General features: G+C 67.2%; 14 protein-coding genes and 1 tRNA gene. 13 read left to right on the top strand and 2 right to left on the bottom strand.

Going from position 1 to position 11,638, the window contains the following annotated elements; translation table 11 throughout:
* Window positions 1-289 precede the first annotated feature (289 nt).
* The 9 genes from F8566_RS48325 (at window position 290) to F8566_RS48285 (ending at window position 6,740) form a co-directional block, all read left to right on the top strand.
* The gene (locus tag F8566_RS48325; protein WP_151571027.1) at window positions 290-535 is read left to right on the top strand and encodes a hypothetical protein; all 246 of its coding nucleotides are present in this window, start codon (window positions 290-292) and stop codon (window positions 533-535) included.
* Window positions 532-1,827 carry a glycosyltransferase family 2 protein gene (locus F8566_RS48320; RefSeq protein ID WP_151571025.1) on the top strand — a complete coding sequence of 432 codons (1,296 nt, stop codon included), beginning with the start codon at window positions 532-534 and terminating at the stop codon, window positions 1,825-1,827. Before F8566_RS48325 ends, F8566_RS48320 begins: the two co-directional genes overlap by 4 nt.
* Before the next feature lie 95 nt (window positions 1,828-1,922).
* A complete protein-coding gene (gene wecB, locus F8566_RS48315; protein WP_225994212.1) occupies window positions 1,923-3,089 on the top strand; it encodes a non-hydrolyzing UDP-N-acetylglucosamine 2-epimerase in 1,167 nt (388 codons plus the stop codon).
* Window positions 3,090-3,092: 3 nt separating this feature from the next.
* Window positions 3,093-3,740 carry a family 16 glycoside hydrolase gene (locus F8566_RS48310; protein ID WP_151571023.1) on the top strand — a complete coding sequence of 216 codons (648 nt, stop codon included), beginning with the start codon at window positions 3,093-3,095 and terminating at the stop codon, window positions 3,738-3,740.
* 65 nt (window positions 3,741-3,805) lie between these two features.
* Window positions 3,806-3,876, top strand: a tRNA-Gly gene (locus F8566_RS48305).
* 471 nt (window positions 3,877-4,347) lie between these two features.
* Window positions 4,348-5,604, top strand: a complete 1,257-nt coding sequence (locus F8566_RS48300) for an NmrA family NAD(P)-binding protein (RefSeq protein ID WP_225994211.1) — start codon at window positions 4,348-4,350, stop codon at window positions 5,602-5,604.
* 98 nt (window positions 5,605-5,702) lie between these two features.
* Complete coding sequence (locus F8566_RS48295; RefSeq protein WP_151571021.1) at window positions 5,703-5,960, top strand: nuclear transport factor 2 family protein; 258 nt, start codon at window positions 5,703-5,705, stop codon at window positions 5,958-5,960.
* Window positions 5,957-6,118: an ester cyclase gene (locus F8566_RS48290; protein WP_151571019.1), complete on the top strand. Its 162-nt coding sequence runs from the start codon at window positions 5,957-5,959 to the stop codon at window positions 6,116-6,118. Before F8566_RS48295 ends, F8566_RS48290 begins: the two co-directional genes overlap by 4 nt.
* Before the next feature lie 304 nt (window positions 6,119-6,422).
* Window positions 6,423-6,740, top strand: coding sequence for a hypothetical protein (locus tag F8566_RS48285; RefSeq protein ID WP_151571017.1), 318 nt, complete (start codon window positions 6,423-6,425; stop codon window positions 6,738-6,740).
* A gap of 29 nt (window positions 6,741-6,769) precedes the next feature.
* Here the strand turns inward: F8566_RS48285 and F8566_RS48280 are convergent, their stop codons facing one another.
* On the bottom strand, window positions 6,770-6,964 hold the full coding sequence (locus F8566_RS48280; protein ID WP_225994210.1) for a hypothetical protein: 195 nt from the start codon (window positions 6,962-6,964) through the stop codon (window positions 6,770-6,772).
* Window positions 6,965-6,989: 25 nt separating this feature from the next.
* A complete protein-coding gene (locus F8566_RS48275) occupies window positions 6,990-7,889 on the bottom strand; it encodes an alpha/beta fold hydrolase (protein WP_225994209.1) in 900 nt (299 codons plus the stop codon).
* Window positions 7,890-8,324: 435 nt separating this feature from the next.
* On the opposite strand from F8566_RS48275, the gene F8566_RS48270 reads away from it, so the two are divergent.
* From F8566_RS48270 to F8566_RS48255, 4 genes are all read left to right on the top strand, one after another.
* The gene (locus F8566_RS48270; RefSeq protein ID WP_151571015.1) at window positions 8,325-8,894 is read left to right on the top strand and encodes a TetR/AcrR family transcriptional regulator; all 570 of its coding nucleotides are present in this window, start codon (window positions 8,325-8,327) and stop codon (window positions 8,892-8,894) included.
* Between the two features lie 164 nt (window positions 8,895-9,058).
* Window positions 9,059-10,057 carry an RNA polymerase subunit sigma-70 gene (locus F8566_RS48265; RefSeq protein WP_151571013.1) on the top strand — a complete coding sequence of 333 codons (999 nt, stop codon included), beginning with the start codon at window positions 9,059-9,061 and terminating at the stop codon, window positions 10,055-10,057.
* Window positions 10,058-10,298: 241 nt separating this feature from the next.
* A complete protein-coding gene (locus F8566_RS48260; protein WP_192810276.1) occupies window positions 10,299-10,754 on the top strand; it encodes a DUF6069 family protein in 456 nt (151 codons plus the stop codon).
* A gap of 128 nt (window positions 10,755-10,882) precedes the next feature.
* On the top strand, window positions 10,883-11,467 hold the full coding sequence (locus F8566_RS48255) for a TerD family protein (protein ID WP_151571011.1): 585 nt from the start codon (window positions 10,883-10,885) through the stop codon (window positions 11,465-11,467).
* Window positions 11,468-11,638 lie beyond the last annotated feature (171 nt).

The following is an 11,638-nucleotide window of genomic DNA, read 5'->3' as shown; positions in this document are numbered from 1 at the left end:
GCCCCTCCACCTTTGCTGGAACGAGGTAATGAGAAATGTGGTCGGCGGCCCCAACAAGGCATGAAGTTCGGGTTAAACAAATCTCGATCTTGGCTTGCCGAGCAACGCCACCGCGTGTTCACTCTCCCCCGACTTTGCAGGGACTTTACTTCGGGATACGGTGCCTTCGGAACAGCCGAGAGGCCCTGATTCAGAGCGTTACGAAGAAGTCCTGCATCGGACGTAGACGGCCTACGCATCCTGCGGGATCCAGCTCGATGACGGGCAGTTGAAACGGGGGAACCGTGCGGTGTACGTCAAGTTGTCGGTCAGCACATTTCTCATCTTCGCGGGAATCGTCGCACCGCCGGGCGCCACACCCGCGGCCAAGGTCGCACGCGTTCTCCTGCAGGTGACAGGGATGGGATTCGGCATCTACTGCGTGGCCGCTATTGGCCTTTTCCTCGCCGGGGTCTGCATGAGGGTCCGGGAGCGGATGACCGGGGATCCGGCAGGGCACGCGACCCACGACCGGGCCACGGGGGAACGTCCATGACCGTGTCCGGAGGACTCATCATCGACGGTCTGACCAGCACATTCGGGACGGCGACGGCCGGGCGGATCGCGGTGGCGGGCAGTCTGGCGATCATCATCCTCGCCGTCTCGTACAACAGCGGAATGTTTGCGCTGTCGCGCCGACGCACCGAAAAACCCATCGCCCCGACCGGCTCGCGCACTTATGTTTTCCTGCTCGCGTGCCTGAACGAGGAAAGGGTGATCACGGAAAGTCTGACGCGGATTATCCGGCTTCCGCTGGACGACCTGCTGGTGCTCGTCGTGGACGACGCGTCAGATGACGGAACGGCGGCGGCCGTCCGGGACATGGCATCACCACACGTACATCTCTACACGCGTGAATTTCCGGATGCCCGGAAAGGGAAAGGGGCCGCACTCAATGCGGGCCTGCGCTGGCTCCGTAAATCGGATCTGCTCCAAGGCAAAGACCCGAACGATATCATCGTCTGCGTCGTGGACGCGGACGGCCGCCTCGACGGCCATGCGGTGGAACAGGTCGATCCGTTCTTCGACGATCCGAAAACCGGGGCCGTCCAGGTCGGCGTCCGCATGTACAACCGTCGTCGGCGCCTGCTGGCCCGCCTCCAGGACATGGAATTCGTCGTCTACGGCGAGATATTCCAGAACGCGCGACGCCATCTCGGCAGCGTCGGAATGGGCGGGAACGGCCAGTTCATGCGGCTCGCCGCGCTCGAGTCGCTACCGGGCAAGGCGTGGAGCGACTGCCTCACCGAGGATCTCGACCTGGGAGTGCGCCTGCTCGCCGCGGGCTGGATCAACGGCTTCTGCCCCACGGCGGCCGTTCACCAGCAGGCCGTGCTCACGCTCGGCCGGCTGCTCCGGCAGCGGTCGCGGTGGTTCCAGGGACATCTGCAGGCGTTCCGGCTGGTCCCGTTGATCCTGCGCCGGATCCCGGCGCGGTCCGCGATCGACCTGATCTACCACCTGTCCAGCCCGGCGCTCCTTCTGCTGACCTCACTGCTGCCGATCGCGTTCATGATCATGATCGGGGACGCGGTCGTCGCGTCGTTCCAGGCGGGGCACAGCCTGCTCTCGCCCTGGTGGCTTCCCTGGTTCTACCTGATGACGTTCGGCATGGCCGCCGCCTACGCGTTCGTCTACCGCAAGCGCGAGCCCGTGAGCTGGGCCTTCGCCCTCCTCCTCGGGCACATCTACGTGATCTACGGCTACATCTGGTTCGTCTCCGGCTGGTGGGCCCTGGCACGCGCCCTCACCGGCAAGCACACCTGGCTCAAGACCGCTCGAACGTGAGCGGCCGCTCCCCGGCGCGGCCCCGACCGGCGCCGCGCCCCTGATCCCTGCGGTCTCAGCGCTCCCCGCCGCCCCTGTCGAAGAGGAGCCATGTCATGTCCATGATCGAACCTGCCCTGGACCTGCTCTCTGACGGCCCGATCCGGGCGATGGTCGTCCTCGGCACCCGGCCCGAGGCGATCAAGCTGGCCCCGGTCGTGCGCGCGATGAACGCCTCGCCCGCGTTCGACCCGATCATCGTGAACAGCGGCCAGCACCGCGAGATGCTCCTGCCGATGCTGCGCACCCTCGGCATCGACGCGGGCACCGACCTCGCCGTCATGCGGAACCGCCAACGCCTGTCCGAGCTGACCGCCCGCCTGGTGAACGCGCTCGACGAGGCCATCGCCGACCGGCGGCCCGACCTTGTGATCGTTCAGGGTGACACCACCACGGCGCTGTGCGGCGCGCTGGCCGCCTCGTACGAGCGCATCCCGGTCGCGCACGTCGAGGCGGGGCTCCGCACCGGCAACCTCGCCAACCCCTTCCCCGAGGAGCTCAACCGCCAGCTGATCGGCCGCATCGCCCGCTGGCACTTCACCCCGACCACCCGCGCCGCCCGGCATCTGCACGCCGAGGGCGTCCCCGAACGCCACGTGATCACTACAGGCAACACCGTTATCGACAATTTGCACTGGATGCTGCGCCAGGACGAGGGCAAACCCGCCTTCCGCACCGACGGACTCCGCATCCTCGTGACGCTGCACCGCCGCGAGAGCCAGGGTGCCGGCATGCGCGAACTCGCCGGCGTCCTCCGCCGCCTCGCCGACCGCGGCGACTGCGAGGTGCTCCTGCCCCTCCACAAGAGCCCCACCGTCCGCGAATCTCTCCTCCCCACCCTCAAGGACCACCCCGGGATCACCATCTGCGAGCCCCTCGACTACCCGGACTTCGCCGCGACCTTGGCGGCCTGCGATCTGGTTTTGACAGACTCGGGCGGTGTCCAAGAGGAGGCCCCCAGCTTGGGCAAGCCCGTCCTTGTCCTGCGCGCCACCACCGAACGGCCCGAGGCGGTCGAGGCCGGAGTCGCCCGCCTCGTCGGCACCGAATCGACCCGCGTCCTGGCCGCCGCCACCCGTCTCCTCGACGATCCCGCCGAACGAGCCGGCATGGCCAGGGCGGTCAACCCGTTCGGCGACGGCAAGGCCTCGAACCGCATCGTCACGACCCTCATCCGCGACTGCCTGCGGCCGGACGCCCTCTTCGTCCCGGCCCTAGACTGAAGCATGCCGGACCGCCGCTGGCCCCTGGCCCTCGCGCTGACGGGCGCCCTCACCGCCGTGGCCGTCGTCGTCGTGCCCAACTACCGCAAGACCAACTTCGTCCAGTGGCGCGACGACACGGTCCACGGCCCCTGGCGCGCCGTCTACGACGGCCACGGCCGCAACGGCACCCGCGAGGGCGTGATCACCATGCGCCCCCAAGCCTCAACGTCCCCCACCGAGACCCACGCAGGCTTGATCGTCTCCCTGACCTCCTACGAGAACGTCACCTTCCGCCTCCGCGCCCGAACCGTCACCCAACTCCGCAAGGTCCGCCCCAACCCCTGGGAATCGGCCTGGGTGATCTGGCACTACACCGACGATGACCACTTCTATTACTTGGCCCTCAAGCCCAACGGCTGGGAACTGGGCAAACGCGACCCCGCCTACCCGGGAGGCCAACGCTTCCTGGCCACCGGCCTCCCAGCGTTCGCCCTCAAACGCTGGTACGACATCCGCGTAGATCAAAAGAACGCAACCATGACCGTCCGCGCCGACGGCCGCACCCTCACAACCTTCACCGACGCCGAACGCCCCTACACCAAGGGCTCGGTAGGCCTCTACACCGAAGACGCCGAGGTGGAGTTCCGCAACATCAGCGCCCGCGGCTGACGACACAACCGCCCCGGAAACCCGGTACGCTACGGCATGGTGATCGGGCCCAACACCCGACCCAAGCGGGCGTAGCTCAATGGTAGAGCCCCAGTCTTCCAAACTGGCTACGCGGGTTCGATTCCCGTCGCCCGCTCCCACGCAGAAGGCCCAGGCCAGAGGCATGATCCTCGACCTGGGCCATTCGAACATCTAGCGATCTCGCCTGTCCCGTGCCACACACGTGCCACTAGCTTGATCGTCTGGTCTGGCGGACCTGCCGAAAGGCATCCCGCGCGGCTCGGTTGGCTTCACCTCTCCGCCCTGACCCGCACCTCGCCAACGCACCGAGTCCAATCCGCAGCAAGGTCGGTTGCTCAATCCGCTCGTTGGTGAAGCTGGTCAGTCACAGCTACCGCCAACTCCACGTCCAGCCTCCTCACTAACCCGTGGCGCGCGTCCTCTCGTTGAACGGGCCTCTCCGCCCGGAGAGTTGCGCGGTGGCTGCCCCATGACCAGGGCTCGCCCACGCATACGGCGCGCGACCATGCGCCGAGCCGCAGGCACCTCCTCACGGTCAACTGTCGAGGACCGGATACCTGGGTGCTTGCCGCTTGGAAACCGATCGGTGTACCGTGGAGGAAACCGATCGGTTTCAGGGTCTCTTGACCCATGGGCATCGGCGCAGCGTCAGTCGGTCGGTGCCGTTGATCGCCAAGCCGATGCGGAGATCAGTCCCGAACGCGCCGCGCCCGGCGCGTGCATACTCGACCTCGGAGTCAAAACCATGTCTGCTCATGCCACCTCCACCATCTTCGTCATCGGCGGCACAGGGGCTCAAGGGATACCCATCGTTCGCGCCCTCGTCGCCGACAAGAAGTACTCCGTCCGGGTCCTCACCCGGGATGCCACCTCCGCCCGGGCCCAGGCTCTCCTCGCACTCGGCAACGTCTCCATCCTCGAAGGGTCATTCGCCGACGAGGACGTGCTGCGCGAAGGATTTCGCGGCTGTGACGGGGCGTTCATTAACATCGACGGGTTCAACACCGGAGAGAAGACCGAGATCTACTGGGCCATCCGCAGTTATGAGATAGCGATCGAAGAAGGAATCAAGTTCTTCGTCTATGGAAACCTCGACTACGCCCTGAAGAAATCAGGCTACGACTCCAGGTTCCGCACCGGTCACTATGACGGCAAGGGCCGCATGGCCGAATGGGTGCTGTTCCAGAACGAAAAGAACAGGGACCGGATGGGAGCAGCGGTCTTCACGTCAGGTCCCTACATCGAGATGGTCATCTCACCGCTCACGCCCATGACGCCCACCGTCGAGGACGGTGTCGTCACGTGGCGAGTCCCGCTCGGCGAGGGAGCTGTTCCGCATGTGGCTCTCGAAGACTGCGGATTCTATGTCCGGTGGCTCTTCGACCATCCGGAACGAGCCAATGGCATGGACCTCGAAGTCGCCATCGAGCACATGACCTACACCGATATGGCTGCAGCGTTCGAGAAGGTCACCGGGCATCCGGCCCAGTACATCGACACTGATCTGGAAACATATTGGAACAATCCGGACCTGAGAGGGATTGCTGATCACCCTGCCGGATACAACGCCGATCCCAACGACAAGAGCACCATGAGCTTCCGCGACAATTTCACGGGCTTCTGGAATGTGTGGAAGCACGGAATCATCACCAGGGACTACGCCCTGCTCGACGAAATTCACCCCGACAGGATCAGAAGCGCTGAAGAGTGGTTTCGTCGCGAAGACCAATTGGGAAGGGAGCTCGGCAAGGGAAGTCTCTGGGAGAGGGTCCAGCCGGAGAACTGGAGCATGGACTCCGCGGTCCTCAAGAGCAGCGCGGATCTCAGGACGGGCACGTTGTAGGCGGGCACGATCAGCGCCGCCCATGGCCCGGCCAACACGGTCAGGAACGGGCGTTCCGGCAGAGGGTGCTTCAGATCGCGCATGCGCCCCGTTAGTTCGTGCGCTCGGCCACGACCACCGGGTTGCGGGTCGCCGCGCGCAACCTTGAGTTCTACGACACCGGCAATGTCGGCGGGACGGACGGGGTGTTCGCCCAGGATCTGATCGACCACAACCCTGCTGCCGACACCACCTGGGGAATCGACGGCATGCGAGTGCTGATCGCCGCGGTCCGCGACGGTTTCACCGACACGCAGCACCGGATCCTTTCCAGCAGGAGCTTGCCGACGGCTGGGTGGTCCTCCACTGGCAGATGACCGGGACCCACACCGGAGACGCCTTCGGGCACGCCGCCAGCGGCAACCCGGTCGATATCAACGGCACCGACATCATCCGCGTTGTCGACGGCAAGATCACCGAGATCTGCCGCGTCGAAGAACTGCTCAAGTTCAGCATCGGCGCGCAGTCGGCGTGAAGATCGAGATCTGCTCGGACAACGCCCGCGCCTGGCGGCGCGAACCGCGGTGATCCAGTCGGTGAGCTTGTAGTCATTGCCCCCTGCTGCGGTCAGCCGCTGAGCGAACTCGCTGCTGAGGCGAGCCAGCTCGCTCGCCTCCGGGCAGGCTTCGGTGAGTTCCCGCAGGAGTGCGGTGCCCCTGTCGCGTAGGTCCCGGAGCGGGTGAGCGGGAGGCGGGTGAAACACTGCGGGGTGGTGACCAGCTTGTCGCCCTCGGCGTGGCCCGCGGGTGATGTAGCGGTAAGCAGGTTGAGGCTCCCGTGTGACGCAATTCCGCGATTTCCCAGGGGAGTTGAAGGACGAAGACGGCCAGCCCTTCCGCGCGGCGGGTGCGCGGGCGGTGGCCGTAGGGGTCGACGAGCGTGAGCTTGTGACGGGGTGCGCAGCGGTTGCCGGTGGGTTCCTTCACGCGGGCGTACTGTTCGACGGCGTCCAGGGCGGCATCGAGGCGGCGGGCGCATTCGAGCAGGCCCACACCTTGGCCGATCAGATCGTGGGCCCGCTGCCAGCGTTCGCGGTAGCGCCGCTTGCACGAACCGTGCGGGAGAACCTTGCGGATACAGGGACGTCAGCCTGGTGAATCCCGCCGCGACGACGCTCGTGTTCTGCTCACTCCGACCGGCTATGTCTCATGACAGGAACGTCAACAACGGCGGCTGCGTCGTGGTCGCGCTGGATGAGGGCGAGGATGCCGCCCGCGCCGGGTCGGCTCGGCGCTGCCGTGGCCGGAGCGCCGACCGTCGAGAGGATGCCGGTGGTGAGATTGCCGGCCGCTGCGGTGAGGTCCATCCCGATGGTGGTCAAGGCCGGTACGGCGCTCTCGGGGCGGTCACGCCACCGCGTTCAACAGGTCGGCCAGCACGTCGGGCCGTTCCAGGGCAATGAAGTGACCGGCCTTCGGCACCTGCGTGAAGTCGGCGGCCGGCAGCATCTGCTTGTTGGCGTGCCGGTCCGAAGGCCGGGACCAGTCGTTCTCCCCGTAGACGAGGTGGACGGGCGCCTTGACCTCGGGGTAGCGCGAGCGGGCCGCGATGAGGCTGGGCAGGCTCTGGTACACGGCACGGGCGACGGTCGGGTAGCCGGGGCGGCCGCCCACCTGGAGGAGCTCGTCCACATAGTCCTCCCGCAGCGCGCCCTTGTCGCTGAGGCCGCCATGAAGGATCTTGCGGAGGGCGGCCTTGGGCTCCACCCCCGCGATCACCGGGCCCACTCCCGGCGTCAGGACACCGCTGACCACCACACGGGCCAGGAGACTGGACCGGGCGATCCCGCTGCGGAAGTCGTAGGTGTTGACCGCGACGACGCGCCGTACCCGCTCCGGCAGATCGGCCGCGGTGGTCAGGGCGAGCACCGCCCCCATGGACTCCCCGACCAGCGTCACGTCATGCAGGTCGAGTTCGGTGAGGAGCCGCTTGACGCCCGCGCGCATGGCCGGCTCGTCGTACGACGCGCCGGGCACGATCTCGGAGTAGCCCATTCCCGGCAGATCGAGGGCGTACACGGTGTAGTGGTCCGAGATCAGCGGGATGAGGTGGCGGAAGTGCTCGGCCTGGGTGCGCACGGTGTGCAGCAGGACCAGGGGGGCACCGGTGCCCGCCTTGAGGTAGCGCAGCGTTCCTTCGCGGCTGTGGCGTCCTGCGCGCGGGGCGATGGTGTGGCTGGTGGTCCCCGGAATGTGGATCGTGGGACGTGACTCGTGGCTGGGCATATCGTCCTTCAATGTGGTCATGACCGCCTCCCCAAGGGGAAACTGATCGGTTTCCATCACAGTAAACCGATCGGTTTCCATGCGCAAGCCCAGGGAGGTCTCCTGCTCGATCCTTTACTCCGACGCCCAGGGCGACGCGGGTCTGACCCGGGGGCGGGTCATGATGGCGGCCGTGCTGTTCGGCTCGGCGTACTGGGGCGGTACGAACCGCAAGGGCCGCACCGCATCCCGATGGAGACGACGCCCGAGAAGACCGCCGTCCCGGCATGGCGACAGGTCCCTAAGAGGGGGCCATTGGCTCGGAGTGACCCCGGCGCGTGTCGCCCTGACGGGAAACTCCAGGCGCGCACACCACCAGGCCCGGCGACGGTCTTCCTCGAGATCGTCGCCGGACCCCGCCGGAAACCCGGAAACCGATCGGTTTTCATTTCGTCCGCTTCGGGCTAACCTCGCGTCATGACCACCGAAGTGAAACTGAGCCCCAGGGAGCGGCTGCTGGAGGCCGCGGCCACGCTCACCTACCGAGACGGTGTCGGTATCGGTATCGAGGCGCTGTGCAAGGCGGCCGGGGTGTCGAAGCGCTCGATGTACCAGCTGTTCGAGAGCAAGGACGAACTCCTGGCAACAAGCCTGAAGGAGCGCGCCGCCGCCTACGTGGCGACTCTTCTGCCTGCGGTGGACGACGGCCGGTCACCCCGCGAGCGGATCCTGCACGTCTTCGAGCAGCTGGAATCGCAGGCAGGGGAGCCCGAGTTTCGAGGCTGCCGGTACCTGGCCGTGCAGATCGAACTCAAGGATCAGAGTCACCCCGCGAGCCGGGTCGCCCATCAGGTCAAGGCGAACCTGACCGCCTTCTTCCGCGCCGAGGCCGGGCAGGGCGGGGCAGACGATCCCGACTTGCTGGCCCGGCAGCTCAGCCTGGTCTTCGATGGCACCAGCGCCCGCGCGGGCATCGGAGCGGACAAGCTCACGGGACTCGTCGCACCCACGGTGACCGCTCTGCTCGACGCGGCAGGCATGCGCTGACGCATCGCCTTTCCAGACCAGCTCCCTGACCGCCCGGCACCCGGGGGGAAGCCCGATGGCCGTAAGAGCGTTGCCGAGCCGCGCCAACCGACCCTGGTGATGAGTTTTCGCGCCCGTACCCGTCACACCTACGACGGAACAAGACGAGGCGGAAGGATCACGTGATGAGTGCGGACACGCGGCTGGAGGAGCTGGGCGTGAGCGGTCTGGGCGAGGTCGACGAGCCTGCGTTCTCGGGGCTGGCGGAGCGGCACCGGCGGGAGCTGCACGTGCACTGCTACCGGATGCTCGGGTCGTTCGAGGACGCCGAGGACACCGTGCAGGAGACGTTCCTCCGTGCATGGCGGCGGCGGGAGACCTTCGAGGGGCGCTCGACGGTCCGGGCCTGGCTGTACCGGATCGCCACCAACGCCTGCCTGGACCTGCTCGCCAAGTGCCGCCCGGAGCCTGCGACCGGCGGCGAGGTGCTGTGGCTGCAGCCCTACCCGGACCGGCTGCTCGACGAGCTGCCCGCGGGCGACGCGAACGAGCCGGAGACTGTCGCCGTCGTGCGGGAGACGATCGAGCTGGCGTACCTGGTCGCGGTCCAGCACCTCGCGCCGCGCCCGCGGGCCGTGCTGATCCTGCGGGACGTGCTCGGCTGGCCGGCGAAGGACGTCGCGGAGCTCCTCGGGGACTCCGTCAACTCCGTGAACAGCGCGCTGCAGCGGGCCCGCGCCGGCATGCGGGAGCACCTGCCCGCCGAGCGGCAGGACTGGACCGGCGGCGAGGAGGACGCCGGAACGCGCGAGCTGGTGCGCCGCTTCACCGACGCCAGCGTGGCCACGGACGTCAACGCCCTCGCCGCACTGCTGCGGGAGGACGTCCGGTGCTCGATGCCGCCCACGCCGGGCCTGTACGTCGGCCGCGACGCGGTGGTGAACAGCTGGGTCGAGGACGGCTTCGAGGGCATGAAGGACCTGCGCGCTGTCCAAACCTCCGTGAACCGGCAGCCCGCCGTCGCCTTCTACCTCTGGCGGAAGCAGGAGGGCGCCTACCTGCCGCTGACGATCGACGTCCTGCGCGTCACCCGCGGGGCGATCACCGAGATCTTCACCTTCCGCGACGACCAGTTCCCGCGGCTCAGGCTGCCGAACCGCCTGCCGGGGGACGGCACGGAGTAGCCCCGGTGCAGACGCTCGCGCTGCGCCGTGTCGCGGTGGCCGCGGCGGAGTGGTGCAGCTGGAGCTGTGCGACGGCGGGCCCGGCCGGCTCTCGGACGCGACGCCGGGTTCTGGCCCCGCGGCACCGGCGGCCGCGCCCTGCGGAACCCCGGCCGTCGCACCGCGAAAGTGCGCATCGTCACCCCCAGGGCCATGACCGTCAACACACTCCTACGCCAGTCACCGAATGATGAAGGACGACATGAACAGCATGAATGACACCGGGGGCGTCGCAGGCCCGGCATCGGACCAGGCCGGCCACACTCACCGACTCCGAGGGCTCGCCGGCACCGGCTTCATCGCCACGCTCGCAGCGATGGTGACCACCACCCTCGCCGCCGCGCTCGCCCAGGCCGTTGGCGTCGACTTCGAGGTCCCCGATGGTGGCGAGTCGATCCCGTTGTCCGGGTTCGCCGTGGTGACCGGCTTCTTCTCGGTCGTGGGCATCGTCATTGCCGTCGCTCTTCTTCGTTGGAGCGCTCGCCCCGCCGAACGATTCGTGTGGACGACAGTGTCCCTGACCGTGATCTCGTTGATCTTGCCCTTCCTCTCCGGGGCGAACACCGCTACCACCACCGCCCTCCTCGGGCTACACCTCGTCCCTGCGACGGTGATGATCCCCACCCTGGCGCGGAGCCTCCGCACGCGGACCGATTGACGATCCCGCAACCGGACAACGTGCGGCAGATGAGGATGCGCGGCAGATAGGGCATGGCGTCAGGGAGGAGCAGTCCGCGGCATGACCGCATAGGGTCGATCGTGGGTAGAAGCAGAGGGAGAGAGCGCATGGCCATCACGCTTTCGAAGGATGACGGGGCCGCCGATCTGAGCGGTATCACCCACCTGTCCGTCGGGGTTGCATGGGACCCTTCGTCCGGGTCCAGCGGCGGGATACTCGGCAAGGCCCGGCGTAAGAAGGGTGTGGACCTGGATCTGATCGCGGTCCTCATGCAGGGCTCGGAGCCGGTGCGGTTCGCCGGACTCGATTCCCTGGATCCGCTCGGCAACGGCTCGGTCAGACATTCCGGCGATGAGCAGACCGGTGCGGCGACCGGGGATGATGAGACCGTTCTCGTCACGTTCGCCGACGTCCCGGCCGCGATCACGGCAATCGTGTTCATCGCCGCGGCGTTCAAGAAGGGCAGTTCGTTCGACAAGGCCAACAACGTCTCGTTCAAGGTCTATGACGCGACAGGCGGCGACAGCACCCAGGTGGCCGACATCTGGCCGTCTCTGCTCGGCACCGACAATGCCAACGCCATCTGCCGCGCCTTCCGCAACGGCAACGATTGGCAGCTCGAAGTGCTGAACCGGACCGGCAAGATCAAGCAAGGAGACCGGCAGGCTCTGATCCGTTTCGCCATGCAGTAGCGCCCGAGGCAGCGCACCGGGGCGAACACCAGACAGCAGTCACAATCGTGGTACGGGCTGTGGGGATACGGTCCTGTCGGTGTGATGACGGACCTCTCCGGACCGGGCGGCCGGGGTGGTCGTATCCAGGCGCACGCGCATGATGCTCGCTTGCGTGGGCGGGAGCCGATC

Source organism: Actinomadura rudentiformis, from assembly GCF_008923185.1.
In the GTDB taxonomy this organism is placed as follows: domain Bacteria; phylum Actinomycetota; class Actinomycetes; order Streptosporangiales; family Streptosporangiaceae; genus Spirillospora; species Spirillospora rudentiformis.
Note: the sequence above shows the minus strand (reverse complement) of the source record. Positions and strands in the feature narration are given on the sequence as shown.

Bases quoted from the DNA above. Each gene is read 5' to 3' on its own strand.
- F8566_RS48320 (WP_151571025.1), top strand. From the start codon at position 532: ATGACCGTGTCCGGAGGACTCATCATCGACGGTCTGACCAGCACATTC.
- wecB (WP_225994212.1), top strand. From the start codon at position 1,923: ATGTCCATGATCGAACCTGCCCTGGACCTGCTCTCTGACGGCCCGATC.
- F8566_RS48310 (WP_151571023.1), top strand. From the start codon at position 3,093: ATGCCGGACCGCCGCTGGCCCCTGGCCCTCGCGCTGACGGGCGCCCTC.
- F8566_RS48290 (WP_151571019.1), top strand. From the start codon at position 5,957: ATGACCGGGACCCACACCGGAGACGCCTTCGGGCACGCCGCCAGCGGC.
- F8566_RS48275 (WP_225994209.1), bottom strand. From the start codon at position 7,889: ATGACCACATTGAAGGACGATATGCCCAGCCACGAGTCACGTCCCACG.
- F8566_RS48270 (WP_151571015.1), top strand. From the start codon at position 8,325: ATGACCACCGAAGTGAAACTGAGCCCCAGGGAGCGGCTGCTGGAGGCC.
- F8566_RS48265 (WP_151571013.1), top strand. From the start codon at position 9,059: ATGAGTGCGGACACGCGGCTGGAGGAGCTGGGCGTGAGCGGTCTGGGC.
- F8566_RS48260 (WP_192810276.1), top strand. From the start codon at position 10,299: ATGAACAGCATGAATGACACCGGGGGCGTCGCAGGCCCGGCATCGGAC.
- F8566_RS48255 (WP_151571011.1), top strand. From the start codon at position 10,883: ATGGCCATCACGCTTTCGAAGGATGACGGGGCCGCCGATCTGAGCGGT.